Source organism: Streptococcus sp. DFI.7.26, assembly GCF_022240605.1.
Classification (GTDB): domain Bacteria; phylum Bacillota; class Bacilli; order Lactobacillales; family Streptococcaceae; genus Streptococcus; species Streptococcus xiaochunlingii.
In genome coordinates this window covers 74906-99454 of sequence record NZ_JAKOGN010000002.1, presented here as the reverse complement: position 1 = coordinate 99454, position 24549 = coordinate 74906, and the positions used below count along the sequence as shown (strand labels likewise).

Below are 24549 nucleotides of genomic sequence, written 5' to 3'. Positions count from 1 at the left end.
ATTGCTTCTGCTAGAATAGTTTATTTATTTTTAAAATAGTTAAGCGTTCACTCCAATAGAAATAGATAATACATCTTCCTCATTGTCGAGTAGAGATATATCGATAACTTTATCTATTTTATGACTAAATAATTTTAAACAATAAAAATTAGGTTTGTTTATTAATTCTAGCCAATTGCTAATATTTTTTATTTTGATAATAAACAAGGGGAATAATTCTATTGGTATTTCGGCCGAATCATTTATTCCTCCATAAAAGTATACATAAGCAATATCATTTTCCTCTGGTGCAAAAAAATTTAATAGTTCATTTTTTATCGATAAACTAAAATTTTCTTTTGATAATTCTATATTTCTATAGGGGGTAAAAGTACGATTTATTATTTCACATGAGAGGGGAAATGGAATGATTTTTTCAGAATCTGAAATTAAATTATTTAAAAAATGAATTTCTTTCATTTTTTTCATTATATTATTCTGTTTTAAAGTAAAGATCTTATCTTCTAAAGTTGTCATGATATTATTTCCTATGTTGTTCGGGTACATTATTTCTTTTTTGACTAAGATTTCCATCCGTTTTGGCAGTAGCTACATGCCAATGTGGACAAGGGTGTTTTGCAATCGGAAGGGATTGTGAGCAGTTCCGGATATGTTGGTTTCACTCTTTAGGGTACCCCAATCGTAATGATTCCCAAACTAGGCGGGATAGGTGTAGCAGCCTTTGTAGGTATACTCCTGAAGTAATCGTGTTCCGTCCCAATCGAACTGCTTGCGTACGTTCCGCACATATCCTGCGTTGGGATAGGAGGTTTTGTGCGGGCTACGGCTTACTTGTGATTACCAGCTAGTAATAGGTCTATGCAAATTTGCCCAAAACTTTAATAATGATTGTTCAAAAAAACGAAATTCAGACAGATCCTTGTCCACAACTAGACCTAATTCTTTGAAAAGATATTTAGATTTCGTTCTCTCAATAACATCATATTGACTTAATAGCTCAGCAAACCCTTTTTTTGATGATATCTCAATTTCATTATAGTAAATTGCAAGCCTTACTGCTTTATCATGAAAAATTGTTACCTCAGTTAACTTTTCATTATCAAATCTCAGTACAAAATTATTTACCTCTATGATATTTTTTGCTTTTGAAATAACATTTTCTGATATATCATATTTTTTTATAGTATCTTTTAGAGAACAATTAAATTCAAAATTACCTATAGCCTTATAAGGGATAAATATTAATGTATCATAAAATGGGGTTGAATCTTTAAGTTTACTTTTTTGAAAGTCTGAGTACTTTTTACATGTATTTTCATATAAGTCTCTTATGCTTTCATCGTAAATTAATACCTGTAAAAATACTTTATCCTTAGAGTCAATGCACAAAAGTAAATTATATTGTGGAAAAATATAAAAATAATTTTCTTCATCAGAAATTTCTATTAAAGGATCCTCTTCTTCTAAAAAATTTTCTAAATTGAAGAAGTTAATAATTTTACCATCTAAGCTGAATTCATTACAACTCCCTGAGGATGATACAGTAATTAATTGAGAATCAGATTGTATCTTATGCTTCCTATCAAACTCTAATGAATAACTAGGGTCATTTAAAGTAACTTCATCAAAATCAGCCTTTTTTTGACCCAATACAATTCCATCCAAAGAATTATTTAATATTTTCAACATAATACATATCCTTTCCTGTATTTGTCTATGTTAATTAGCTTCTCAGCCATCAAGAAAAATGACCTCTAGATAGAATGCCATTGCTAATGGTAATGAGATTGTTAAAGAACAACTATTTCAGACGACCTCGAAAAAGAATTGAGGTCGTCTGAAAGGCAGAAACAGCATGATTACCGCTCCCATGCTACGGCGGAATTGAAGGTTTCATGTAGGCTACGGCTTGCTTATAAGATTCATAAGAATAATATTATGTATCAAGAAATGGCATTAATTGTTCTGGCTTTAAAGTTAGTAGTGCGATTGTTTTTCCTTTAGTATCGCAGAATTCAACCTCATATGCTTCATAAGGATTTGAATAAACTTCTACAATAGCACCGATGTCTCCCTTTTGTAAATTAAAACCAGGAAGATCTTGTTGCAATTTGACTACTTCTAAAAGTGAATATTTCATTATAAACTCCTTAATAATTAACTATAAAACATATGTAGTTGCCAATCGTGGAATTGATTGTCCGCTATCGATTATCCAACAAGTTCTAACTGTGGCGGTCTGTCCAATTGGACCAGTCATTGGAATATCAACAGTATAGCATTGCCCATGTTCATCACATTTACCTGGAGTTGCTGGGTTTTCACAAACACCTTGTTGATTTTTTTAACCAACTCATCTACATTTGATTGATTAAATCCTAATGCAGATTGAAAAACCCTTTGCTTTTTCCACCTACAGGGTGTTCTGTATTTAAGGCATATCCCGTGATTTTTCTGGGGTCAATGATAGCCTTATCTGCATTAGGTAATTTCGAATTAGAGCAAAGACCTAATAGATCAAGCCAATCTTGAGTATTTGGTGCAAACGCATCCCCCTACCAGCCGAATCGGGTCCTGATTAACAAACCGCCCCGCATCCGGCTCATAATACCTGAAGAAGTTTCATGGGGGCTACTGCTTGTTGTTTAATTCTTAATATATTTTTCTATATATCTGTATTGCTCTTGTGTACATTTAACTGAAAAAAGTATTTTCCCACTTATAATACTTTGAGCAGAAAAAATATCTTTCTCATGTTTGAATTTTATTTTACTTAACGGAATTCTTCCTTTTCTATTTTCTTTCCCACAAAAAAGCTTATATTGTAACTCATTATTACTTATACCTATGTCTCCACAAGTATTTTGACTATTATATGCTGATACAACTATATTTAACCAGCCATGTTGAAAATCATACGAGTAATGTGAAACATAAGGTAATTTAGAAGAGGAGGATACGATTAGAGATAAAATTGAACTTAAAATTGATTTCATAATTTATTTACCATTTAATTTATTAATTTTCTTAACTAACGAAGCAGGAATAACCCAACCAGACATTTTCATTTCTTTGATATCAGCAGCTTGACTTGCCCCATATGCAAAACTTGCAGACTGCCGATTTCGTAAATTATATCCAGAAGTTTCAGTGTTTTTATTATTAGTGAGATTGTCAAAAAACAAATCTTTCAAACGATCTTGATGAAGGTTTGAAGTCGTCTGAAAAGAAGAACCCGTGTGCGTGCGTAACGCACACACTTTACGTTGGGATTGGAGGGTTCATGCGAGCTATGTCTTGTTATTCACTCTAGTCAATTGATTATATTTACGTAATTCAGTTATGTCTTTCCCTGCTTTAATCATTTCAATACAATTAAATTGTATTTTGTAATCTTCTTCATAATGTATATCAAGCCGTTCATAATCTGTTTCGTAATACATAACATCAATGGTTTCAATTACCTTATCACTACAATTCGTAATAAAAATTAGTTCATTTTTATTTATAAACTCGTATAGATATGATAACCCTATCATAGAATTTTGTGTAAAGATAACTACGTTATCTGAGAACTCCTCTGTATCAGGAATAATTTCATTTAATATATTCAAAGTTTTTTCAATTTCATCAGGAGAAATATCTTTATTTATATTAACATATAAAAAGATACTATCTAGCCAATCAGTACATAAAGAAAGATATGGCTCCTTAGTTATTCTTTTAATATGATTCTCTTCTAAAAAATAATCAAAACCTGCTATGAGATGTAAAATTCTATCGATGCAACATGCTCCAAAAAGTAATCTTTGTGTATTTGTTAAATTTTCAAATTCCTTTTTTACCTTTTCTTCATATTTTTCCATATTAGCACCTTCCTATGTTACGTTTTTTCTACTTTTCTTACTAGAACGAGGAGTTTTACTTTTAACACCTTTTTCATTCATCAAATCTTTAAAATCAAGATATACAGGATCTGAGGCCTCAATCTCTGTAATTCCTTTTCCTGACTTGATTAAAGATTCTTCTGCATGAGCATCTTTCATATTTATAACAGTAATACCTTTAGACTCGGCCCAAGTTCTTTGAACCTTAGGTACTATATTATTTTACAAAGATATACTCTATAGTGTTTAAATCTTTATTAAATCACGTTTCTAAAGGGGATATAGCTGTAAAATATTATATATATATCGTATTGTTAAACCAAGACGGTATCAAAACTTAAGGTTTCGGCACTTATAAACTTAAGAAAGTTGTCTCAAGTATTTGGCCTTTTTTTATTGTCTTTTTGTAACAAAGTGACGTAGTCACTTTTAGTGTGGAATAGGTGAGATAAAAAAACAGTGTTTCGTTTTTGGTCAATGAAGTAAAGCAAAACATATTGGTCTATAATTTTTCCTCGTGAGGGATACTTGCTGTTAATTTTTACTCCGATTTTCTCATCAGCGTCAAATCCTGCTTCAGGAAAAATCTCTAAACTTTTTAAGCTGTCTAAGATTTTAGCCACAGTATTTTTGGCGGATTGAGGGGATAGAAGTACCGTAGCTATATAGTCGTGTATATTGTCGATAGCTTCCTCGACCTCTTTTGAAGCAATCACTTTATAAGCCATAACGTACCCTCATATCGTCTAGGGAAGTTCCTTCGCCTGCCTCGTATTCTCTCAAGGCACGCTCAGATTGGGCTTGTAATTCTTCAATTAACTGTTCTCTATGTAGATCTTCGGCCGTCTTAATAGGCAAATCTTGCTCCAGGACTATTTGCTCCACAAATAAGGAAATAGCATCTGTCATTGTCATTCCCTTTTCCTTGATAATTTTTCGAGCTTGTTCCATAGTGGCTTCATTCAGTTTAAAATTGTATTGTTTCGATAAAGTTATAGCCATGATATATCTCCGATCTATACGTTATAGATTGATTATATACTAGATATATATTCTAATCAAGAAAAAAAGTTCTGTTTGATGACAGAACTAAGTTATTTCAATAGACGTCGTAGTACTTTAGTTGACTGACGTACTGAGCGGTCAAGAAAGCGTAATACAGAAAATGCAAGCATCCAACCAAAAAGTGTTTTTCTCATAGCGTTGCCTCATCACTAAATATATACCACAGCTTATTTTTTAGATGCGATTTCCTCGACTGTCCTCTTTTTGAAAAATTCGATTTTTTCAATCGGAGTCATATTGCGATATGTTTTGATAAAATCACGATAAATCAGGTACTTTTTATCAGGATCAAGTAAGTCATTAAAGAGGTTAATAACTCCAGTTTTAAAGGTATCAATATCCTCAATAACAAGAAGAATATAAGGCGATTTTTGTATTAGATGGATGTTATAGTTATCCTTGAGATGAATTTTTTATAAGGACCTCTTGGGATGTGCGTTCTTATAAACCCACTCATCTTTTTTCAGACGCCCCCAGGCGGTGCATTCGCCGAACCATACCTGTGTTTTTGAAAATTCATGCAGCTACGGCTTGCTATTTTATCTAGGGTTGCTCAAAAATTTTATGAAATCATTTATTTCATCTTCATTAAAGCTATTTTCAAGATATTCTTTCTCATAAAAAATAAAATCTAATAAATATTTTCTTGAATAATCATCTAAATTATTTTTAATTTTCTCAATTAGCATAAAAAATTTATTGGGTTCTATTAATTTTGTTATTAGTACATTTAACTCAAAATCACAATTTTTGCTTAAAATATTTAGATTTTGAAAAATCAAATCAGCAATTTCCTGTTTTTGTAGGTCATTAAAGTTAAGTATAGATATTTCTCTCAGAAAATCAGAGATGCTTTGAACTACTATAAATTTATTATTGGATAATATATATTTAATAAATTTAAATTCATTCTCAGTAATTTCTATTTTATTTGGGAATATTTCTGATAATAAATACAATGCTCTACGTATTTTTTTAGATGGTAGCGAATCTAGTAGTGTAATTATTTGACTGAAATCTTCTTGTTCTAAAGAAGATTCAATCATATTTTGTATATAAAAATCACTATTGCGCATAATTATCATGCTCCTATATCAATATTAAACTTCACATTGCTCCTACAAGACTTCCTCCTACCACAAAAGCACCACATACTCCCGCCGTTGAATATATACAAACACTAACTAGCACAACAGTTCCAACAAGGGCGATTGCTGTTAAAGCATCATTATTAGTAGATGTTTTGTCTTCAGTGGAGCAATTAGTGTATTTTGTTACGGGAGAAGAAGGAGGAGGTGGTTTGTCGCAACCATTATCTACCCACTCTTTTTCGGCTTTAGCTAGTTTACTATACGCAGCATTCAGTAGCTTTACATGACCTCGGACAGTATCTCTAAGAGCTTCTCCTGGACCAATTCGCCACGGTAAATAATTTGGATTACTCTCAAGTGCGGGAATACGTTTTAAGTATATTTCGTATTTAAGATTTTCTATTCTAGCTGCAATTGATGCACATTTCTGAGCATTATATAAACCAAAAATATCAACCCATCCCTGCACGTTCGGCGCAAATTGATAAAGATTATTCCCACCCTTTAATTTGATCGGATCCTGATTCACAAACCGACCCGCATCAGGATCGTAATACCTGAAGAAGTTGTAATGCAGCCCCGTCTCACGGACGGCATACTGGTTTTGCAAGCGGAAGGGTTGGTAAGCACTATCCGTTACCTTGGTTTCCTCTTTCAGACGCCCCCAGGCGGTGTATTCGCCGTACCACAACAGATTGTCGTCCTTATCGGTCATCTCACGCGGGATGCCGATTTTGTCGCAGTGGAAGTAGTGGGCTTGTTGGACGCCTTCTCCGTCTTCGGTTGTCTAATCGCGAACCTGTGCTAAAGGATCGTAGGAATCCAGATTGGTGTAGATATAGATATATCTGCCGTCCGGTTGGATTTCTTGCAGTAAATGGCTGCCGTCCCAAACGAATCCGGCTTCCTCTTCGAGGCTGTCTGAGAAGCAGAAGCGCGTGCGTACCCCGAAGACTTTACGTCGGGATTGGAGGTTTCATACGGGCTACGGCTTGCTTTGAAATCTATTTTTGAACGTAAGAAATTTATCATATGAATTTAGTTGTTCAGCAGAATAAATTTCCATAATTTCAGCATTATCACTATCTAAAATAGAAACAAAAAATATGACATTCTTTGTTTTTTTCTTATCTATATTTTCTATCGCTTTTTTAAATCCTTCTATAATTGAATCATATACTTCCGCCTGATATTGCTCAAAATTACCTTCTGTTATTAATGTATTTCCATCGTTAAGAATATTTTGAATCTCATTATTGAATACACTATCTATTTTCTCAGGAACCTCTCAAAGCCCTATTGCAAATTGAGGGTAATACCATTTAATAAAAGGATGTTCTTCTTTTGGGTAGTTTACTTTTTCTATTTCGTAGTGAGAAATAGTGTTAGCAGCCCAACCCAGATATGAACAATAGTCATCAATATATAATGTATAGGCAAAAACTTCATTAGAATTATATCTTTCTAATACAAATTTAAATGTCTCTGTAACTCCTTTAGATACATTCTGGATTAAATCTTGAATTATATAATTACTTAAAACACTCATTTTAATTTTCCTTTTATAAATTTTTGTTATCAATCAGTTTCTATGCACATTTACTACGTGATCCGTATTTTCCAAAAACCTTACCAGCACTTCTAGTTAATTACTTACTCATGTATCTATCTGTTTGAGCTTTGTTATACTTGATATCCTATTTTTTTTAAAATAACTAATATTTTTACCCAAAAGGGTGTTGTTAATCCCCAAATTCCTCCGAATATCAATCCTTCAAGGAGCATAAAATTCTCTCTTTTGATTTGAATAGCTAATCCCAGCAACATCCCAATTAACATTTGAAATATGGATAGATATTTAATATTTTTTCTTTCTAATTCTAAATGAAATAAAATAACTAGAAAGAAAGAGATAATCGGAAACACGACCAACTTAACTATCGTGTTATCCCCATAATAAGCCATCCATAACCAAATGAAAAACCAAGAAATTAAAATACTTATCCAATACTTTTGAATAAATTCTTTAAATTTAATTAATATGGAAGTCCTTTGGCTACGATGTTTACAGCATAGCCTTGAGTTATATTTGTTCATATAAAGTTAAATTCTTTTCTGTGCTTTTATATATATCTGTATAGAAATAAATTCTATTATCTTTTATCTCTTTCAGATAAACCAAGTCTTCGATACCTCCAATATACTCAATTGATAAATCATCTAAATTTAATATTGCAAGCCTAAATCCAACAACGCAAAATCGTCTAATGAAAACTGGAATATATATTTTTCTATTGAAATACAACAAAGGCCCTCCAAACCCCTGTTCTTTAATAATAACTTGACCGTTAATGGATAGACTTCCAACTAAGGGAGAACCTTGATTTACTTCCATCAAATCAAGGTAGCTGACTTCCCATTCGTCAAAAAAATTTTTTTCTTGAAATTCTAAAGGAGTTTCATTCAAAATTTTTAACTTAGGAATTTTTATAAATTGCTCCGAATTCATTGTCTTATTAACCTTTCTAAGTCATTAATATATTTGTGTTTGTCCACCAGGCAACCCCAAACCATGAGGTGCAGCTTTGCCTTCAATAATAGTTGTTCCTAATAGCCGTCGCAGCAGTAGCCGTGGAAATTGGGTTATTAACGAATACAATTACTTTTAACGAGCTATAATTACTTAAAAACAAATCATTTATGTTTATTTGTAATTAAGTTGCCTGCGACTAATAAATCATGATGAATTTTGCATACACATTCATCAATCCAGCCATAGTGAACATCATCATTAATAGAATAATAAACATCATCTGTTAAAACTTCCTTACCAACAGTTAGTCTATTTGCTAGTGATGCAAAAATACTTCCCTCCTGAGGCCAGTTCGTACAACATGGCGATTCAAGTAAAGTATTTCCTGCTTTTAATTCTTTATCTAGAATCAGTTGTAACTCTTCACATAATTTAAATTGACCGGATTTTTTCATAAGATTTCCTTCTACATGCGATGGTGTCATAATTTTATCTGTCATATATGTTTTTCTTTTTTTATTTGGCCTTATGGATTTAGATTGCATAGTTGCATCGAATCCCGCGGGATTGGAAGTTTCATGCGGGCTACGCATACTAACTCAATCTAGTGGTCATTTTTACTATTGTTATCATTGTGTATCTCAATATTTTTTTTATGTGCGAATAATAAATCTAAAATTTTAGATATATTCTTTGAGTCAGGGAATTTTCTAGGATTTTTTATGTTTACGAAATTATTAATTTCCAAGTTGTGTAAATGACTTATTAGTAAAATTGTAGATAGTGGGTATTTATATGAGGAAGGATTTTTTAAAATATCCTCTATTGCTAAATTACTTCCGAAATAATAATTTTTCATTGGTAATACATAATTATCGAATATAGCAATAATTATCTCATTTATTTCATTTTCGGATGTTTCTGGATATAAAGAAATAATGCCAAGATCTTTAAAAATAGAATCAAATTTTCCAAGTTCTGAGCCATGTACTTTAAAATTACTTGGTGTGTCATTCTCATCAAAAATATCGTTTATTTCAGGATAAAATTTTGGGATAGTTGTACTTAATTCTATAAATTTTTGGTCTAGAATATTTTTCTCATTTATATAAGAAACGATAGAAAATGAGCATAATGCCCCAATTTTTACATGCTTACCTTTTTTAAATTGGAAATTAATTTTTCCAAAAAGAATGTCATTAAAAAAAAGTGAAATAATACAATCGTGTTTTTTAAATGAAATATGGTTAGCTTCTAAATATGAGCAGAAGCTATTTAATATTTTTTTCTTCATTTTTTATACCTCAATAAAAAAAATGTTATATCTCTTTCATTTACATTAACAACTTTGCCTTTAGAAGTTAAAATAGTTCCTCCTCCTTTTGGCGTGTTGGGTCGGCAAACTGCCTCGGCCGTATTTGTAGGCGGTCTCGGCTTAGATTGTTATTGAAGAAATATTTCAGACGACCTCGAAAAAGGATTGGGGTCGTCTGAAAAGCAGAAACCGCGTGCGTAACGCACATATCCTACGTCAGGATTGGAGGTATCATGCGGGCTACGGCTTGCTACAATAAATTGAGTGCAGGCAACTCAAGAATATCTTTTGTAGTTAACTTACTAACATCCTTTTCAATAAGAGACAATTTACTATTTTTCAATAGTTTACTATCTTGAAAAGAATATTCATACATTACTGTATTTTTTTTATCATAGACATATCCATAATAATTATCCTCTTTGTTTTCATCTTCAACAAAATTCATAAAAAATATTTCATCGCTTTTAGGCAGAGATTTTTTTACCGATTTGTATAGATTAGGAACTTCATTTGATACAAAATCAGTGCAATCCAAAATACTTTCTAATAAAATTTCATTAGTTAATTCTTGAGGTTCCATAGTTAATTCCTATCTTTTTAAAGCTGTAATTACTCTTCGCAAAATTCCCATACTTCTTGCGCCTTTTTGACATCTACCGCACATTGGTCTAGTAGCTCCTATTGATTCAATTTTTGCTCCTCTTTTTCTTGCTTCCCTCATTAGTTTACGTTCTGCATCATTTAAATGATTTTTATTACTTCGGTGTACATTATTAATTACTTCATCAGAACCAGCTATTCTTTGAAGTGCCCTTGATACCCATCCTTTTTTCCCCGCTGATACTATCCAAATTTCGCTACGACCAGAACCTGTTGTCACTCTCGCCAAAGCATAAGTTGTACGAGACCTATCTCCTTCTGACATTGCAGCAGCAACTTTATTAATTCTATTCAATAAATCTGGATCAGAATGTAATCCAAGCCAATCCACCCACCCCTGCGCATTCGTCGCAAACTGATACAAATTCTCTCCGCCCAGCAACCTAATCGGGTCCTGATTCACCAATCGACCTACATCAGGCTCGTAATACCTGAAGAAGTTGTAGTGCAGCCCCGTTTCAAGGTCGCAATACTGGTTTTGCAGGCGGAAGGATTGGTGAGCGCTATCCGTTACCTTGGTTTCCTCTTTTAGACGACCTTGCAAGATTGTTAGACCTTTAACCAATCTACGGCTATTTTTCTAGAAACCTTTAGCTTATGTATTCGATTAACAAAATAATAAGTAGGCTTAGGAATTATTTATTAACTTTTCGAGATATTCAATACTTCTGAATAAATAATGTTCACCTATTTGCTGTATCAAATTTGATGGGCCCCCAAATAATATTTTTTCTAAATACTTTTTAAGAATTATAAGCTCATCTTTTTTTAAGAGATTTAAAGCATGAGTGATGTTTTCTGCGGTAGGTATATTTATAATAAATTCTTCTATATTTACTGGAATATCATCATTTCTAATGCCATTGCTGATGCTATCAAAAATCTTAGGCATTAAATAATTTATTCCTTCTGGTGAAAAAAAGATGAAAGGTACTAAATTATGTTCATCAATAATAATTTTCTCTATTGGGGTATATTCGTAATACTTAAATTCCTCTTTAAATTCCTCTATTTTATAGATGTTTTCTCGATAGAGTTTTTTGAACAATCCTTCTTTAGGATAATCTCTATAGGGAATTTTAAGGAAGGGCATATTTGTCTCCATTATGTTAGATAACTTTTACATTAATAGTGGTTTTTCCATGCGGTGTATTCGCCGAACTACAAGAGTATGCCGTCTTTATCGGTTAAATCTTGAGATGCCGATTTGGTCGCAGTGGAAGTAGTGGGTTTGTTGGCGGCTTTCTCCTTCTTCGTTGATGTGGTTTTGATAGGCGAAACCGCGTGCGTACCGCACGTACCCTACGTCAAGACTGAAGATTTTGTGCAGGCTACGGCTTACTTGTGATTACCAGCTAGTAATAGGTCTATGCAAATTTACCCAAAATTTTAATAATGATTGTTCAAAAAAACGAAATTCGGACAGATCTTTTTCTACAACTAGACCTAATTCTTTGAAAAGATATTTAGATTTCGTTCTCTCAATAACTTCATATTGACTTAATAACTCAGTAAGCCCTTTTTTTGATGATATATCCATTTCATTATAGTAAATTGCAAGCTCTACTTTCTTATCATTGAAAATTGTAACCTCAGTTAACTTTTCATTATCAAACCTTAGTACAAAATTATTTACCTCTATGATATTTTTTGCTTTTGAAATAACATTTTCTGATATATCATATTTTTTTATAGTATCTTTTAGAGAACAATTTAATTCAAAATCGCCTATGCTCTTATAAGGAATAAATAATAATTTATCATGATTTAAAGTTGGGTTTTTAAGTTTACTTTTTTGAAAGTCTGAGTACTTTTTACCTTTATTATCATATAAATCTCTTATACTCTCATCGTAAATTAATATCTGCAGAAACAAATTATCCTTATAGTCAACATATAAAACTAAATTATATTTTGGAATAATATAAAAATAATTTTCTTCATCCGAAACTTCTATTAGAGGATCCTCCTCTTCTAAAAATTTTTCAAGATCTGAAAAGTTAATAACTTTTCCATTTAAGCAAAATTCATCACAATTCCTCAAGGAAGATACAGTAATCAATTCTGAATCAGATTGTATCTTGTGTTTTCTATCAAACTCTAATGAATAATTGGGATTGTTTAAAATAACATCATCAAAGTCAGCTTTTTTTTGACGCAATACAATTCCATCCAATGAATTATTTAATATTTTCAACATAATATATATCCTTTCCTGTATTTGTCTATGTCAATTAGCTTCTCAGCCATCAGGAAAAACGACCTCTAGATAGAATGCCATTGCTAATGGTAATGAGATTGTTAAATAACAAATGTTTCAGACGACCTCGAAAAAGAATTGAGGTTGTCTGAAAGGCAGAAACAGCATGATTACCGCTCCCATGCTACGGCGGAATTGAAGGTTTCATGTGGTCTACGGCTTGCTTGGGCTACTTTACAGTTGATAATTAAATTTAGAAAATTATGTCTAATACTCTATTTTTTAAAATAAATTCTTTTTTTAAATGTTCTAAAATATTATCTAACTCTTCCTTGCTTAAAATTTGGTTGGTCTTAGTAAATTTTGCTGTTTTCGCATATAGGGAAAAGTGAAACTCATTATTTGGAAAGAACATTTCTCCCTCAAATGAAATTTCATTTCCATTTAAAGAAACAATTAACATACCTCTTGAAATTTTTTCAATTACGAAATCATCCATAGTAATTACCTTTTTCCCATATATTTCCTGGTCGCAGATCTTTGCCAATAATGCCTGTTACAGTACCAGAAGCGCATGTTGCATACTCTGATGAAATATCTTCCCATGCTTTAATGCTTGCTTGGTTATTTTGATTCCACGTAGGCATGATAATTTTTCTAGCTTCAATTAACATTTCTAATGTTGTTCCTCCATTATATTTGGCAATATCGGCAGTAATATGTTGCCCACCAATACCATCTGTTCTACCTGACCAAAAAAAATGCTGTGTTTGGTTCTGTTTTAACTTTGCTATTTTCACAGCATTTATTCAAACCTAGAGGATCAACCCACACCTGAGCATTAGGCGCAAAAGCATAAAAATTCTCCCCGCCCACTAATCCTATGGGATCTTGATTGTTAAACCGTCCGATTCTACTGTCGTAGTACCTGAAGAAGTTGTAGTGCAGCCCCGTTTCAAGGTCGCAATGCTGGTTTTGCAGGCGGAAGGGTTGGTAGGCGTTATCCGTTACCTTGGTTTCCTCTTTCAGACGACCCAAGCCGGTGTATCTGCCGAACCACAGGAGGTTGCCGTCCTTATCGGTCATCTCCCTAGTGATGCCGATTTGGTCGCAGTGGAAGTAGTGGGTTTGTTGTCGGCTTTCGCCGTCTTCGCTGATGTGGTTTAGACAGGAGAAACCGTGTGCGTGCGTACCGCACACACCCTACGTCAGGACTGAAGGTTTTGTGCGGGCTACGGCTTGTTTCAATTATTAAACTGGAATCATTCTGCTAAAGCAATCATATAGATTTTTACCAATTAAATAGATATTTTGGAATTTTGCTTCTTCAGGCATTTGTACACCAAATTCATCAAAATAATCTTCTTCATCCCATTCATTTTCATGATCCCAATAGAAAATTTGCCCAATTCTTTCTCCTTGAGTACATAGACAAATCAAATCACCAAATTCATTACTTGATATTGGTAGAAAATTATCTGGTATTCTATTTTTGTATTTTTCAAGCCTTTCACTAATTTGGGAGTTTTTTTGGTAGTTTATATTTTCACCATAAAAAAAACCTAAATCACCACCACTCCATTCGATATTACCACCTACAGGAATATCGTCATCAGGATAACAATATTCAGGCAAATCACTATATGGGGTTAACTTAAATTCTTTTATAAATCCTGTCTCTCCACCAAATAATTCAAGATAATCCAAATAATCTGAAAATTCTTCTTTAGTAATATCTAAAAATTTAGACATTGATTTTCTAGATGTAGGAATCAGTGGTTCAAATGTAAACCTTTGAACTCCACCCATTTTCTCAACTAAACTCTTAATTTTCATTTTCATTACTCCTTTCAGTTATAATTTATCAAATAATCAACATTTCTTATTAGGTCGTTTATCGCGTATCACACTTGCAGGACCAGTATGCCTAATGCCACTATGTAAATCTCTCGGTATTATTTGCGCCGTATCCCTACTATAATGATGCAAAATCAGATTATTTCATGGAGCGCAATATATAAGGTTGTCTGAAATACAAAACAGTATTTGTGGGTACCGCACACATCCTACGTCAGGACTGAAGGTTTTGTGCATGCTACGACTTACTTTACATCGGAATTGGAAGTTTCATTGGCTACAGTTCGATTACACCTCGATAAAACATTCAAAAAAATCAAAGTGATTTTTATCGAATGCAATTAATAACTTGCCTTCAGGAATTTTTTTCCCTGTCATACCTCCTATGCAAATTCCGAGGTTCTTAAAAAGAATATATTTTTTTCCTTCAATAAATTCTGAATCGATGGCTTTAAGGTCTTCGATTGAATTTTTAAATATATCAATATCTCCTAATATGGGATTAGAATCTTTTAAGCAATATCCATAAACCAGTTTATCGTTTTCATAAACCAACTCACAAGCATTTCTATATTCCACCTTATTATTCATAATATTATCTTCAACCATTTTTGCTGGTTTTCCATATTTTTCTTGTACTTCCTCAAGAGAAGTACCAAATACAAAATCACCAATTGATTCATATGGCTTAATCAAGTAGTTCATATTAACCCTTTCCAATATATTTACATTAATAAAATTAGGAACATTTACCAATAATTCTACGAAATCTTGTTGCCTGTTTCCTAGAAATAAATTTCTGCCGTTTAGTTTCTTAAATCATTCTCCCACATGGTTTTATATACGCCTTATATTCTATTTCAAAGGTAGCAGTATGATATAAAAACCCTTTCGTGCGCACATTTTTGACGAAATAAGATGAAGGTCACCTGAAAAGCAAAAACCGCGTGCGTGCGTTCCGTTCGCACTCTACATCGGAATTGGAGATTTCATTGGCTACAGCTTGTTACAAGGACTAATTATTGCATAATTTGTTGTTTTAATTTTTGGTCAAAAGAATTTTCCAGGAAGATCAAATCATGCTTGCTAAACAAGCCATTATCATTTTCTAATACTTTTTTATCAAATAATAAAATATTCTGTATTAAAGGATCATTTAGTGGTAATTCATTCTTATTTATAATATAAATAGCAGTTAACGCTTTAAAACGAAAAGCCACTGGATAGAGTGCTAAATATTTTAAAACTTCTTTACTACCGGAATGGAAGGCCATAATGATTGGAATATGATTTTGCTGCAAATGCTTTAATACATCTAGATAGATGTCTTTTGCATCATTCTCAGATTCAGGTAATTTAATGGTATCTCCATAAGGAAATGAGGTAATAGGGGGAGCTTTAAAAAAATGCGCCTGCGAGATAGATGGTTGTACAAATACTAAATCATGTGGATTTGACGATTTATCATAAGGAGGAACATTTTGGGAGAAAAAATTTCCCATTTCAGAATTGTATGCATATAGGTGAAGTATGACCCCCTCGAAAGTACGAGAATTGCTAAAGGATATTTCACCATAAACATATTTTCCTTTTTTAAATTTAATCCTATCTTTTAGAAAATTAGCATCAGGAATATTTAAATTATTTTTTAAATATTCAATAAGGCCTTGAATAAATTCTTTACTTTTCATAATTATCCTTCTTAAAATCAATCTTTGAATACTAAAGTCATAAAGCGAGCAACACCTTTGGAGGAACCCACATCCGTTTGCTTATCCTTATTGTTTGTTGAAACCATATATGCAGCCTTCGGACATTTTCCCCCAGCATTGTGCGGTTTTTTCAAATTGAATAGCCCTGATCTCTTTTGACCTTTCGTTAATCGTCTATATTATTTTTTACCTCAATAAAATAGATTTCCCCATCTTTCATTGCGACTATATTAGGCCGTATTCGTAGGTAAGATATAGAGTAAGAGTGAACGATAATGAGATTATTCAGACTACCTCGAAAAAGGATTGAGGTAGTCTGAAAAGTAGAAATTGTGTGCACGCCGAACACAACCTGCATACTCAGGATGGCTTGCTACGCTTAGTTTATAACGTTTAATATTCAGAATATATATTCATAGTGGATTTTACTAAGTTTCTAGAATTTTCGTCTGGGCTAATTATTTTTGTAAGTAGAAATTTTTTCTTATTAAATTTGTTGTAGTAGAGATTTAATCCATTTTGAAGAAAAACGACAAGCTCATCATCATCTTGATAGATAGAATGTATATCCCCATTCAATTTGCTTAATTTCAATTTTTCAAATGTTAATATAGAAGATATTGTTTTACTCTTAATTATTTTATAGTTAGAGATTTCTATTTGCTCCCCATTAAGTACACCTTTACTTTCATCGTATATAAAAGATATATCATATCCCTTAAAATAAAAGTAATACATTACAATATCCTTTCCAAAAGACTCAATGCTGTTATCTTTTAGGAAGCATGATATATTTTCGGTTGAGAGATCCTTTAAAAAAGTACCGTTTTTAAAAAAATCTCTTATTTTAAAAATTTTAGCTGCCATTTTATCCTCCTAATGCTTTTAAAGTAGTAGCGAAATCTCTCGTATTATTTGGGAAATTCAATCATTATATCCAACTTTTGGTTCAAACATGTTCAACACGATATTTCTTTAAAATAGGATGATTCAATAGAAACTCTAGATATTTTTTACAAAGTTCCTCTCCGCATAATTTATACACATTAAAGAAAGTGGGAAGTAGTGTATCGGATACTGTAGCGTAGTTCTCAAGTGCATTAGTGAATTGTTCCTCATCTGATAACCCTCCTAGTATAAGTTGAGTAAAGTTTCTTTCATGTGATGATGTTTGTGAATCATAAATTTTCCAAACTCTTATGCGCTCCTTCTTCAATTCATCATTTGATAAGGCATTGGATAAATTCAATAGAATTTTACGACATGTATTTTCTGCTAATTTTATTAAAGTATCAGGTATTTGATTATGAATACAAGGACTAGATAAAAGTACGTTTTTGATAAAATCATGCGTAATTATCTGAATGTCATGATAATTCATGGCATCAATATCAAATGTATCGGTTAATTTTCGTCCTGCTATAACATCAGGTCTATTTACTTCAGTCATTTAAACCTCCATTACTGTCACGAATTCCAAGATTTTTTAATACGTGGCTACAGGAAGGTATATCTGCCGTCTGAATTTTTCTCCTGTAACAGATGGCTGCCTTCGCATAGTCTTAAAAATTCTACTACGTAAACAATGATAGAATTTTCTACATATTACGATATTACGCAAGTTATAGCTTGTACAAATTATTGTGCCAAATACCCTGTGTCATAATCTAAATCGCCAGTTTCCACAAACTCATCTAAGAAAATATATATTTCTTCTATATCTACTTGAATTGGTATGTTTATTGCATGGAAATTTGCATTAAATGCTTCAGACTCACATCCAAGATCTATTAGTTTAGTTAATATTTTATCTTTAAATTTCTGATTTTCATTAAAGAAAATAATCCGCAATGTACTATTTTTACTATGAATTATAGTTTTATCATATAATAAGTAATTTTCTTCATGTTGTATTACGCTAACAATATCACCAAAAGAGACTTCTTTGCTATAAAAAGGAATATTATTTATTATAAGATAGCCTTCTTCAGTCACTTCTGCCCAAATGCTTTCCATAGATACTGGAGGATAACCATCAATTACTTCTAGATTTAAAAAAAGCTTTTTCATTTTAATTACCTTATATAACCTTGCTACCTACTGTAGGATCTTGATTTAACAATTCGCACTTTCTTAAGTTAAACTTTAGTCATATTCTTTATAGAATCAACCATTAATTCTTCCAAATAACTACCATTTTCATGGCAAATATTTATTTCTTTGTCTTTGAAAAAAGAATATCCTCTTGAGTCAGATATGTCAACCATTCCTTTTGACCTCTCTGAGGCTTGTGAGAGGGACAAGTCATGGCAGTACGGTTGCCGTTGAAGTCGTAGTGGTGGCAGATGTTTTCGGTAATAGGCAGATACAGCATATCGTACTGCGCATAGTGCCAGTCGGTTTCGGGCAAACCGTTTCGGGCGTTCTCTTCCTTAATCGGTACTTTCCATTGGTGCTGGCCGATGATTTGGCCGTTGTCGTTGTAGTCGAATTAATAATAAATAATGCATATGGAAAAGGCCGTCTGAGAATTGATTTTAGACGACCTTGATGTTTTGTTGGGGCTCGACCCAACCTATGGTCTAAAAAAGGTCTTAAAGAGGCTTGTTACCTTTAAATATATTAAATCTTGATAGATTAGCTCCTTTTGATTGAATATGTTTTATAGCTAATTCAAGTTCATTAAATTCATTAAATTCTTCTATCTCATAATCTTCAGCCTGATCCAATTTATTTTTTGGTACCGTATAGTAATATGTACAATAAGTTCCATTATTTTTCTTAATAGCAAATACTTGATAAACAACCTCTCCATCAATTTCAATAAGTTCATCATATCCTTTTGTTTGTAAATTAGTTAAATTTAACATATCTATTTTCCTATAATATCAATACGCACTTGTTTCCCATCCGGACGTCTAAGATTTATATGCGGATATTTTCCATGTCCTGTTCCTTGTGGATCATCATGTCCTTTACACCGTCCTGTTGCTTTATCCATAGCATAATTTTTCCCTGATTCACATACCGACCCGCATTAGGCTCAGGCTCATAATACCTGAAGAAGTCGTAATGAAGCCCCGTTTCACGGTCGGCATACTGGTTCTGAAGGCGGAAGGGTTGGTAAGCACTGTCCGTTACTCGGGTTTCCTCTTTCAGACGGCCCCAACCAGTGTAGTTGCCGAACCACAGCAAATTACCGTCCTTATCGGTCAACTCCCTAGGGATACCGATTTGGTCGCAGTGGAAGTAGTGGGTTTGTTGTCGGCTTTCGCGTCCGAACGGGTCGCGTTCTACGGTAATGCGGCCGTAGCCGTCGTAGTCGTAGCGCACCAGTTCTTTTAGGTAGAGGTCGTCTGAAAAACAGAAACCGCGTGCATACTGTACATACTCTATGCAATGATTGAAGGTAAGATTTCAGCTAGCCACAGTTTACTAATATAATTTCTCAAGCAATTCTAAAAAATTATTTGCAATCACACCGACTTCTTCATCAATAGAAAAAATATTATGATTAAAAAAACGAACTTTCCCATCTGAGGACAAAATAATACTATCTCCAGAAGGAGTGTTTGCAATTGGTAATCCATATTGCTGAAAATCGGAATATATATCAATAATCGAATTAAGTTTATAATCAGACTTAAAAGACAAAAAATGATCAATAACTATCTTATTACCTTTTATTCTAACCTTTGATGGAACCCCTCCATTATTTCTAAGTAAAAAATCAACATAATCTGTATCAACTTTAAAACCTAATTTATCTTGAAATTCAATAATATCTTCGATGCTAGGGTTGATTGAATTATATGCTTTACTTAGACTTTGTAAAGTCCTCTTATCTGGCAAAATTCCATAATTTTTCATCTGCTGTATGTCATCTGGGCTCAAACCAAATTTTTTAAATTTAATATTCACTTTTAAATCACTCCTATTGCTTATTACTAACTTGGTTAAGTTATTTAACACTTCCCTTTTCTTTTTCTCTTCCGTGTTTGATGTTGGGCCGCACTGCCTGTATGTTTCACAGAGTTATGTATGTCTTCAGGAAGCAGTCTCATCACCCCTCCTGTATCATGATGCCAAACAAAACCTGGAGGAGCTTCTGCACCAAAAGGATTATTTTTTCCAAAAGCCAATATATTTGCTTTCTTAAAATCTTTATAATCACTAACGGGTTTACCAATATTAAAGTTTTTCACATAGTAACGACTAAAATCAGGTAATCCAAACATATTAAATGGCACACCATGAGGATATTTTCCTCCTAGTTTCCCACTTAAATGATACGTAGTACCAGCATAACTGGAATTAATAGGTTAATTTTAATGATGTGAGGTTTGGCAAATCGCAAGCCTAACCAATCCACCCAAGCCTGCATATTCGGAGCAAACGAATAAAGATTTTCCCCACCCAACAACCCAATCGGGTCCTGATCCACAAACCGACCCGCATCAGGCTCATAGTACCTGAAGAAGTTGTAATGCAGTCCGGTCTCTTCATCAAAGTATTAGTTTTGCAATCTGAACGTCTGATGGTCGTTCTTGTAAACGCGCTCGTTCTTTTTCAGACGGCCTTTATCCTGACTAATGTTTCACAATCACTAGCGATATTTTTTTCTAGGATCTTTAAACGTTCCTATAAATTTTAAGTCATTATAAAGTTTTTCTGGATCATCGGGTTTAAAAGTAGCGTTTGCATAATAATACAAAGAATTCCCTTCATTCACACCTTTTTCTTTAGATGCTCTTATAATTTCTTCTGTGGCTTTTTTCGAATGCGTACCAATTTCTTCAGCTAAAATTTCAATTGGAACAATCTCTCCGTTTTTGGTACGAAAAGCTACAAAAAAGTCTGAATCAATAAATGAAACCCCAAAATCTGCAAATGCTGGACATTGAGAATCTGAATCTTCCATTCCTTCAGTGTATTTATTAAATTCATCTAACGTCTTATTTGATGTTCCTATCCATACAGAAATCATATTTTTTGTATCTGAATCAAGCATTTTAATCGTCCTTTCTCAGTTATTGAAAATTTAATTTAAAATTTATTTCATTACAGAGGCCGTCTAATAAACCAAAAAAAGCCGCGTGCGTGCGTACCGCTCACACCCCACGTCGGGATTTGAGGTTTTGCAGGCTACGGCTTGCTAAGTTGAAACTGAAGGTTTCATATTAATTATTAAGTATTTTGAATAAAGAAAATACCTGCTTGACTTCCAGATAGAAGTTTTTTCTTAATATTTTGGTCATAATAAAAATAACCAATACCATTCTGAAAAATATGTAACTTTTTATTTATATCTTCTTCTAATAATTGCAAGCAAAAACTAAACTTAGGAGAAGGATATATTATATCTTGTTCAAAATAAGGATTACCAAAAATTTTGGATACATCCAAGCCCATCCCTTTATCTTCAAAGAATAAATGTTCATCTTCATTGTATTTTGCATCAGCTTCTTTATCAACTTCATCAAGCCTTTCAAAAAATTTTCTTTCCAAAGAAATATTTCCCAAATCTTGATTGTTGATAGCTTGTTCCCTTTCATAAAGGATAGCGCAACTAAAACCATCATTTAGTAAAATCAAATCATCCTGACAATTAACAGTATATTTAGATGAAATAGAGTCTTTTACTCCTCCCAGTACATGCTCCTCTATAGAAATAAAAACAGAGATATAATAATTTCTACGAGGGAATACATTTTCAGGTAAAAAGTCAGAATAAAGAGTAAATAGATGCGTTTGATAGGCATCAGAATTTGGAACTTTAGGCCATAATTCTAACGGAATATGTTCGGCTCCTCCTCCAATATAACCAATACTATGTGGTGTTTTAGAAGAAGTAAAAAGTAATTTTGACATTTAAATTTCCTTTTTGCTATAATTCATCAAATCCAATAAATTCATAATAATTTTGCTCCTTCCATTCCTTCAAAGTATAAAGAAAAGGTAAGGAGAACATTTCCAATATTTTTTCTTTTAAATTTTCTGAGACCAAAAGCGTTCCTGAATAATTATAATTGGTAGACAGCAAAATATCCTTATCTGAATTAGTATATGCCTCCAGCGAAAAACCTTTTTCATCTCTTCCTAAATCTGGATAAACAATTTCATCCTCAATTTCCCAGCTAACTATTCTTACCAAATAATAGACTTCATTCGTCAATAGCTCACCTTTTGTATTGACAATAATTGCCTTGCTCATACCAAAATCATGATCAAACCCATATTTTTTTATAAATTCCAAAAAGCGCGCTGACATGATAAAGAAATCATTATATGGAAGAAAATCAAAAGTAACACCTCTTGCTTTCTTTAAGCAGACATAAACCTTTTCAGGCATCGGAGGAATTTCTTGCCCCTTTACGAACCAACTCCATGGAAAGTCAAAATCAGGATGCGTTTTTTTAGGGTTGAATTCCTCTGATATCCCTAGGACTCCACTACTTACTCGTGGCAACCCCATTTTTCCTGCTTTATCCATACTTTGCAGAGCATATCCCCATACTAATAACTTTTTCATAATACCCTCTTAAGATAATCGTTTTGGTGAATTGGCAGATGAACATCCTCCAACAGATATGGGCTTACTCAAACGTTTTTTCAATCTGTCCGATTTTGTCGTAGACGTAATGGAGTACGTCGCTTCTTTGGTTAGAGCTTTGTATCTGGTTGCCAGGTCCACTCAGCTCCGTATATTTTAAGTAAATCAAAGCTAGCTTGAGGTCCCATGCTACCAGCCTTGTAGTCATGGAGTGGAGCACCATTTTCTGCCCAAAGTTTCTCAATACGGTCAATCAATTTCCATGATGCGCTTACTTCATCCCAGTGGCTAAAGTTGGTTGAGTTATTGTTCAAAACATCATAGATGAGTTTTTCATATGGGTCTGGTGAAGCACCTGTAGCAGTCGCATCTGTTCGATAGTCAAGAGAATTTGGCGCAAGGCTAAACTCTTCACCCACCTTCTTACCGTTAAGGCTAAGAGAGAATCCTTCAGTCGGTTGGATATAGATGGTAAGAACATTTGGCGCTAGAGGTTCACCGAAAATGGAATCCATTTGTTTGAAGACAATGTTCACGTGTGTTCCTTTTTCAGTTAGGCGTTTACCTGTACGGAAGAAGAAAGGTACACCACGGAAGCGATCAGTGTCAACAAAGAAAGCACCAGAAGCAAAGGTTTCTGTCATAGATTCAGGGTTGACATTTGGTTCACTGCGGTAAGAAATGTATTTCATGCCATCGACTTTACCAGAACGATATTGGCCACGGATAAATTGTTCTTTGAGTTCCACGTCTGTAGGTTGGTAAAGGTTCTTGAAGACCTTGATTTTCTCTGCGCGAATGTCATCCTTTGTAAAGCTTGCAGGTTTGTCCATGGCAAGTAGAGAAAGAAGTTGAAGTGTGTGGTTTTGTACCATATCACGAAGGGCACCAGATTCATCATAGTAGCCACCACGTTCTTCAACACCGAGACGCTCTGCAAAGGTAATCTGAACATTATCGATGTGCTCACGATTCCAAACATTTTCAAAAATCATATTGGCAAAACGAATGGCAAAAATGCTTTGAATCATTTCCTTACCAAGATAATGGTCGATACGATAGATTTGCTCTTCGTTAAAAGTAGCAAGGAGTTCTTCGTTTAGTTTGCTTGCAGTCTCATAGTCTGTACCGAAAGGTTTCTCAACAATCAAACGTTCAAAGCCCTTACCATCAACGATTTGCTCTGACTTGAGGTGCTTGGCGATGGTACCAAAGAATTGAGGTGCCATTGAGAGGAAGAAGAGTTTGTTGTGTTCAGTTTGATACTTTTCATTTAACTCAGCCTGAAGCTTACGTAATTCAATATAGTGCTCAGTGTCATTAACATCGTGACTTTGGTAGTAAAAATGACTAGCAAATGCTTGAGCCTCTTCTGCGCTATCTGCCAAGTCTAAGATAGATTCGACAACAACAGATTCGAAGTACTCTTTACTCCATGGTCTACGAGCAGTTCCGATAACAGCAAAATGATCAGAAAGATTACCTGATTTATAAAGTCTAAAGAGTGAAGGGTAGAGTTTGCGTTTAGCCAAATCTCCACTAGCACCGAAAATTGTTACAATAACTTTAGATGACATGTTCATACCTATTTTCTAACTTGATAAACCATATTTTACCATAAAATTCAGATAATTTCCCTTTGAAAGTAAAAGTATTCGGACTTTCATCATGCA

General features: G+C 33.3%; 37 protein-coding genes and 1 pseudogene. All 38 read right to left on the bottom strand.

Features of this window, described 5'->3' with window-relative positions; genetic code table 11:
* Positions 1-39: 39 nt before the first annotated feature.
* Positions 40-516, bottom strand: a complete 477-nt coding sequence (locus L0M85_RS03140) for a hypothetical protein (RefSeq protein ID WP_238656468.1) — start codon at positions 514-516, stop codon at positions 40-42.
* 321 nt (positions 517-837) lie between these two features.
* Positions 838-1689, bottom strand: coding sequence for a hypothetical protein (locus L0M85_RS03135; RefSeq protein WP_238656467.1), 852 nt, complete (start codon positions 1687-1689; stop codon positions 838-840).
* 247 nt (positions 1690-1936) lie between these two features.
* A complete protein-coding gene (locus L0M85_RS03130; RefSeq protein ID WP_045615779.1) occupies positions 1937-2140 on the bottom strand; it encodes a DUF4926 domain-containing protein in 204 nt (67 codons plus the stop codon).
* A gap of 505 nt (positions 2141-2645) precedes the next feature.
* Positions 2646-2996, bottom strand: a complete 351-nt coding sequence (locus L0M85_RS03125) for a hypothetical protein (protein ID WP_238656466.1) — start codon at positions 2994-2996, stop codon at positions 2646-2648.
* A 3-nt stretch (positions 2997-2999) separates the two neighbouring features.
* On the bottom strand, positions 3000-3194 hold the full coding sequence (locus L0M85_RS03120) for a hypothetical protein (RefSeq protein WP_238656465.1): 195 nt from the start codon (positions 3192-3194) through the stop codon (positions 3000-3002).
* 96 nt (positions 3195-3290) lie between these two features.
* A complete protein-coding gene (locus tag L0M85_RS03115) occupies positions 3291-3866 on the bottom strand; it encodes a hypothetical protein (RefSeq protein WP_238656464.1) in 576 nt (191 codons plus the stop codon).
* A gap of 12 nt (positions 3867-3878) precedes the next feature.
* Positions 3879-4046, bottom strand: a complete 168-nt coding sequence (locus tag L0M85_RS03110; RefSeq protein ID WP_238656463.1) for a hypothetical protein — start codon at positions 4044-4046, stop codon at positions 3879-3881.
* 215 nt (positions 4047-4261) lie between these two features.
* Positions 4262-4615 (bottom strand): type II toxin-antitoxin system RelE/ParE family toxin, encoded by a 354-nt coding sequence (locus L0M85_RS03105; protein WP_238656462.1) that lies wholly within the window; start codon positions 4613-4615, stop codon positions 4262-4264.
* A complete protein-coding gene (locus tag L0M85_RS03100; protein ID WP_033629679.1) occupies positions 4605-4889 on the bottom strand; it encodes a type II toxin-antitoxin system RelB/DinJ family antitoxin in 285 nt (94 codons plus the stop codon). Before L0M85_RS03100 ends, L0M85_RS03105 begins: the two co-directional genes overlap by 11 nt.
* Before the next feature lie 602 nt (positions 4890-5491).
* Complete coding sequence (locus tag L0M85_RS03095; RefSeq protein ID WP_238656461.1) at positions 5492-6028, bottom strand: hypothetical protein; 537 nt, start codon at positions 6026-6028, stop codon at positions 5492-5494.
* Positions 6029-6059: 31 nt separating this feature from the next.
* Entirely contained in the window at positions 6060-6758 is a 699-nt protein-coding gene (locus tag L0M85_RS03090; RefSeq protein ID WP_238656460.1) for an RHS repeat-associated core domain-containing protein, read from the bottom strand.
* Between the two features lie 573 nt (positions 6759-7331).
* Positions 7332-7592 carry a DUF4303 domain-containing protein gene (locus tag L0M85_RS03085; RefSeq protein ID WP_238656459.1) on the bottom strand — a complete coding sequence of 87 codons (261 nt, stop codon included), beginning with the start codon at positions 7590-7592 and terminating at the stop codon, positions 7332-7334.
* Between the two features lie 134 nt (positions 7593-7726).
* Positions 7727-8140 (bottom strand): cytochrome C biogenesis protein, encoded by a 414-nt coding sequence (locus L0M85_RS03080; protein ID WP_238656458.1) that lies wholly within the window; start codon positions 8138-8140, stop codon positions 7727-7729.
* Positions 8127-8552 (bottom strand): hypothetical protein, encoded by a 426-nt coding sequence (locus tag L0M85_RS03075; RefSeq protein WP_238656457.1) that lies wholly within the window; start codon positions 8550-8552, stop codon positions 8127-8129. Before L0M85_RS03075 ends, L0M85_RS03080 begins: the two co-directional genes overlap by 14 nt.
* Before the next feature lie 185 nt (positions 8553-8737).
* Positions 8738-9076, bottom strand: a complete 339-nt coding sequence (locus tag L0M85_RS03070) for a hypothetical protein (protein ID WP_082162656.1) — start codon at positions 9074-9076, stop codon at positions 8738-8740.
* A 104-nt stretch (positions 9077-9180) separates the two neighbouring features.
* The gene (locus L0M85_RS03065; RefSeq protein ID WP_238656456.1) at positions 9181-9870 is read right to left on the bottom strand and encodes a hypothetical protein; all 690 of its coding nucleotides are present in this window, start codon (positions 9868-9870) and stop codon (positions 9181-9183) included.
* A 271-nt stretch (positions 9871-10141) separates the two neighbouring features.
* Positions 10142-10474: a hypothetical protein gene (locus L0M85_RS03060; protein WP_048789323.1), complete on the bottom strand. Its 333-nt coding sequence runs from the start codon at positions 10472-10474 to the stop codon at positions 10142-10144.
* A gap of 9 nt (positions 10475-10483) precedes the next feature.
* Positions 10484-11098, bottom strand: a complete 615-nt coding sequence (locus L0M85_RS03055; RefSeq protein ID WP_275112243.1) for an RHS repeat-associated core domain-containing protein — start codon at positions 11096-11098, stop codon at positions 10484-10486.
* A gap of 84 nt (positions 11099-11182) precedes the next feature.
* Positions 11183-11647: a hypothetical protein gene (locus L0M85_RS03045; RefSeq protein WP_238656455.1), complete on the bottom strand. Its 465-nt coding sequence runs from the start codon at positions 11645-11647 to the stop codon at positions 11183-11185.
* A gap of 255 nt (positions 11648-11902) precedes the next feature.
* Complete coding sequence (locus L0M85_RS03040) at positions 11903-12754, bottom strand: hypothetical protein (protein WP_238656454.1); 852 nt, start codon at positions 12752-12754, stop codon at positions 11903-11905.
* 253 nt (positions 12755-13007) lie between these two features.
* Positions 13008-13253 (bottom strand): hypothetical protein, encoded by a 246-nt coding sequence (locus L0M85_RS03035; protein ID WP_045615782.1) that lies wholly within the window; start codon positions 13251-13253, stop codon positions 13008-13010.
* Positions 13246-13554 carry a hypothetical protein gene (locus tag L0M85_RS03030; protein ID WP_238656567.1) on the bottom strand — a complete coding sequence of 103 codons (309 nt, stop codon included), beginning with the start codon at positions 13552-13554 and terminating at the stop codon, positions 13246-13248. Before L0M85_RS03030 ends, L0M85_RS03035 begins: the two co-directional genes overlap by 8 nt.
* Positions 13499-13840, bottom strand: coding sequence for an RHS repeat-associated core domain-containing protein (locus L0M85_RS03025; RefSeq protein WP_238656453.1), 342 nt, complete (start codon positions 13838-13840; stop codon positions 13499-13501). The genes L0M85_RS03030 and L0M85_RS03025 overlap by 56 nt, the downstream gene beginning before the upstream one ends.
* Positions 13841-14005: 165 nt before the next feature.
* Positions 14006-14590, bottom strand: a complete 585-nt coding sequence (locus L0M85_RS03020; RefSeq protein WP_156676637.1) for an SMI1/KNR4 family protein — start codon at positions 14588-14590, stop codon at positions 14006-14008.
* Positions 14591-14899: 309 nt separating this feature from the next.
* Positions 14900-15316, bottom strand: coding sequence for a CTP synthase (locus L0M85_RS03015; RefSeq protein ID WP_238656452.1), 417 nt, complete (start codon positions 15314-15316; stop codon positions 14900-14902).
* Between the two features lie 314 nt (positions 15317-15630).
* Positions 15631-16302 (bottom strand): growth inhibitor PemK, encoded by a 672-nt coding sequence (locus tag L0M85_RS03010; protein ID WP_238656451.1) that lies wholly within the window; start codon positions 16300-16302, stop codon positions 15631-15633.
* Between the two features lie 414 nt (positions 16303-16716).
* Positions 16717-17190, bottom strand: coding sequence for a hypothetical protein (locus L0M85_RS03005; RefSeq protein ID WP_238656450.1), 474 nt, complete (start codon positions 17188-17190; stop codon positions 16717-16719).
* A gap of 82 nt (positions 17191-17272) precedes the next feature.
* Positions 17273-17773 (bottom strand): hypothetical protein, encoded by a 501-nt coding sequence (locus L0M85_RS03000; protein WP_238656449.1) that lies wholly within the window; start codon positions 17771-17773, stop codon positions 17273-17275.
* A 188-nt stretch (positions 17774-17961) separates the two neighbouring features.
* The gene (locus tag L0M85_RS02995; RefSeq protein ID WP_140814189.1) at positions 17962-18393 is read right to left on the bottom strand and encodes a DUF4265 domain-containing protein; all 432 of its coding nucleotides are present in this window, start codon (positions 18391-18393) and stop codon (positions 17962-17964) included.
* Between the two features lie 524 nt (positions 18394-18917).
* Complete coding sequence (locus L0M85_RS02990; protein WP_140814188.1) at positions 18918-19193, bottom strand: hypothetical protein; 276 nt, start codon at positions 19191-19193, stop codon at positions 18918-18920.
* 55 nt (positions 19194-19248) lie between these two features.
* Positions 19249-19656, bottom strand: coding sequence for an RHS domain-containing protein (locus L0M85_RS02985; protein WP_238656448.1), 408 nt, complete (start codon positions 19654-19656; stop codon positions 19249-19251).
* 102 nt (positions 19657-19758) lie between these two features.
* On the bottom strand, positions 19759-20244 hold the full coding sequence (locus L0M85_RS02980) for an SMI1/KNR4 family protein (RefSeq protein ID WP_140814187.1): 486 nt from the start codon (positions 20242-20244) through the stop codon (positions 19759-19761).
* A 44-nt stretch (positions 20245-20288) separates the two neighbouring features.
* Entirely contained in the window at positions 20289-20573 is a 285-nt protein-coding gene (locus L0M85_RS02975) for an HNH endonuclease (RefSeq protein ID WP_140814186.1), read from the bottom strand.
* A 32-nt stretch (positions 20574-20605) separates the two neighbouring features.
* A pseudogene (locus L0M85_RS02970) lies at positions 20606-20824 on the bottom strand (RHS repeat-associated core domain-containing protein); the annotation flags it as partial.
* Between the two features lie 105 nt (positions 20825-20929).
* Positions 20930-21334, bottom strand: a complete 405-nt coding sequence (locus tag L0M85_RS02965; protein WP_045615792.1) for an immunity 22 family protein — start codon at positions 21332-21334, stop codon at positions 20930-20932.
* Positions 21335-21510: 176 nt separating this feature from the next.
* The gene (locus tag L0M85_RS02960; RefSeq protein ID WP_140814184.1) at positions 21511-22194 is read right to left on the bottom strand and encodes a hypothetical protein; all 684 of its coding nucleotides are present in this window, start codon (positions 22192-22194) and stop codon (positions 21511-21513) included.
* Positions 22195-22210: 16 nt separating this feature from the next.
* Positions 22211-22855, bottom strand: coding sequence for an Imm43 family immunity protein (locus L0M85_RS02955; RefSeq protein WP_140814183.1), 645 nt, complete (start codon positions 22853-22855; stop codon positions 22211-22213).
* Between the two features lie 131 nt (positions 22856-22986).
* Positions 22987-24453: a glucose-6-phosphate dehydrogenase gene (gene zwf / locus L0M85_RS02950; RefSeq protein ID WP_238656447.1), complete on the bottom strand. Its 1467-nt coding sequence runs from the start codon at positions 24451-24453 to the stop codon at positions 22987-22989.
* Positions 24454-24549: the final 96 nt, after the last annotated feature.

Excerpts from the sequence above, each read along its gene's own strand:
- L0M85_RS03100 (WP_033629679.1), bottom strand. The coding sequence starts at position 4,889 with ATGGCTATAACTTTATCGAAACAATACAATTTTAAACTGAATGAAGCC.
- L0M85_RS03065 (WP_238656456.1), bottom strand. The coding sequence starts at position 9,870 with ATGAAGAAAAAAATATTAAATAGCTTCTGCTCATATTTAGAAGCTAAC.
- L0M85_RS03040 (WP_238656454.1), bottom strand. The coding sequence starts at position 12,754 with ATGTTGAAAATATTAAATAATTCATTGGATGGAATTGTATTGCGTCAA.
- L0M85_RS03015 (WP_238656452.1), bottom strand. The coding sequence starts at position 15,316 with ATGAACTACTTGATTAAGCCATATGAATCAATTGGTGATTTTGTATTT.
- L0M85_RS03090 (WP_238656460.1), bottom strand. The coding sequence starts at position 6,758 with ATGACCGATAAGGACGACAATCTGTTGTGGTACGGCGAATACACCGCC.
- L0M85_RS03125 (WP_238656466.1), bottom strand. The coding sequence starts at position 2,996 with ATGAAATCAATTTTAAGTTCAATTTTATCTCTAATCGTATCCTCCTCT.
- L0M85_RS03060 (WP_048789323.1), bottom strand. The coding sequence starts at position 10,474 with ATGGAACCTCAAGAATTAACTAATGAAATTTTATTAGAAAGTATTTTG.
- L0M85_RS02990 (WP_140814188.1), bottom strand. The coding sequence starts at position 19,193 with ATGTTAAATTTAACTAATTTACAAACAAAAGGATATGATGAACTTATT.
- L0M85_RS03140 (WP_238656468.1), bottom strand. The coding sequence starts at position 516 with ATGACAACTTTAGAAGATAAGATCTTTACTTTAAAACAGAATAATATA.
- L0M85_RS03135 (WP_238656467.1), bottom strand. The coding sequence starts at position 1,689 with ATGTTGAAAATATTAAATAATTCTTTGGATGGAATTGTATTGGGTCAA.
- L0M85_RS02965 (WP_045615792.1), bottom strand. The coding sequence starts at position 21,334 with ATGCTTGATTCAGATACAAAAAATATGATTTCTGTATGGATAGGAACA.
- L0M85_RS03115 (WP_238656464.1), bottom strand. The coding sequence starts at position 3,866 with ATGGAAAAATATGAAGAAAAGGTAAAAAAGGAATTTGAAAATTTAACA.
- L0M85_RS03075 (WP_238656457.1), bottom strand. The coding sequence starts at position 8,552 with ATGAATTCGGAGCAATTTATAAAAATTCCTAAGTTAAAAATTTTGAAT.
- L0M85_RS03085 (WP_238656459.1), bottom strand. The coding sequence starts at position 7,592 with ATGAGTGTTTTAAGTAATTATATAATTCAAGATTTAATCCAGAATGTA.
- L0M85_RS03035 (WP_045615782.1), bottom strand. The coding sequence starts at position 13,253 with ATGGATGATTTCGTAATTGAAAAAATTTCAAGAGGTATGTTAATTGTT.
- L0M85_RS03020 (WP_156676637.1), bottom strand. The coding sequence starts at position 14,590 with ATGAAAATTAAGAGTTTAGTTGAGAAAATGGGTGGAGTTCAAAGGTTT.
- L0M85_RS02960 (WP_140814184.1), bottom strand. The coding sequence starts at position 22,194 with ATGTCAAAATTACTTTTTACTTCTTCTAAAACACCACATAGTATTGGT.
- L0M85_RS02955 (WP_140814183.1), bottom strand. The coding sequence starts at position 22,855 with ATGAAAAAGTTATTAGTATGGGGATATGCTCTGCAAAGTATGGATAAA.
- L0M85_RS03010 (WP_238656451.1), bottom strand. The coding sequence starts at position 16,302 with ATGAAAAGTAAAGAATTTATTCAAGGCCTTATTGAATATTTAAAAAAT.
- L0M85_RS03005 (WP_238656450.1), bottom strand. The coding sequence starts at position 17,190 with ATGGCAGCTAAAATTTTTAAAATAAGAGATTTTTTTAAAAACGGTACT.
- L0M85_RS03045 (WP_238656455.1), bottom strand. The coding sequence starts at position 11,647 with ATGCCCTTCCTTAAAATTCCCTATAGAGATTATCCTAAAGAAGGATTG.
- L0M85_RS03025 (WP_238656453.1), bottom strand. The coding sequence starts at position 13,840 with ATGACCGATAAGGACGGCAACCTCCTGTGGTTCGGCAGATACACCGGC.
- L0M85_RS03130 (WP_045615779.1), bottom strand. The coding sequence starts at position 2,140 with ATGAAATATTCACTTTTAGAAGTAGTCAAATTGCAACAAGATCTTCCT.
- L0M85_RS03095 (WP_238656461.1), bottom strand. The coding sequence starts at position 6,028 with ATGCGCAATAGTGATTTTTATATACAAAATATGATTGAATCTTCTTTA.
- L0M85_RS03070 (WP_082162656.1), bottom strand. The coding sequence starts at position 9,076 with ATGACAGATAAAATTATGACACCATCGCATGTAGAAGGAAATCTTATG.
- L0M85_RS03080 (WP_238656458.1), bottom strand. The coding sequence starts at position 8,140 with ATGAACAAATATAACTCAAGGCTATGCTGTAAACATCGTAGCCAAAGG.
- zwf (WP_238656447.1), bottom strand. The coding sequence starts at position 24,453 with ATGTCATCTAAAGTTATTGTAACAATTTTCGGTGCTAGTGGAGATTTG.
- L0M85_RS02995 (WP_140814189.1), bottom strand. The coding sequence starts at position 18,393 with ATGAAAAAGCTTTTTTTAAATCTAGAAGTAATTGATGGTTATCCTCCA.
- L0M85_RS03105 (WP_238656462.1), bottom strand. The coding sequence starts at position 4,615 with ATGGCTTATAAAGTGATTGCTTCAAAAGAGGTCGAGGAAGCTATCGAC.
- L0M85_RS03000 (WP_238656449.1), bottom strand. The coding sequence starts at position 17,773 with ATGACTGAAGTAAATAGACCTGATGTTATAGCAGGACGAAAATTAACC.
- L0M85_RS03110 (WP_238656463.1), bottom strand. The coding sequence starts at position 4,046 with ATGAAAGATGCTCATGCAGAAGAATCTTTAATCAAGTCAGGAAAAGGA.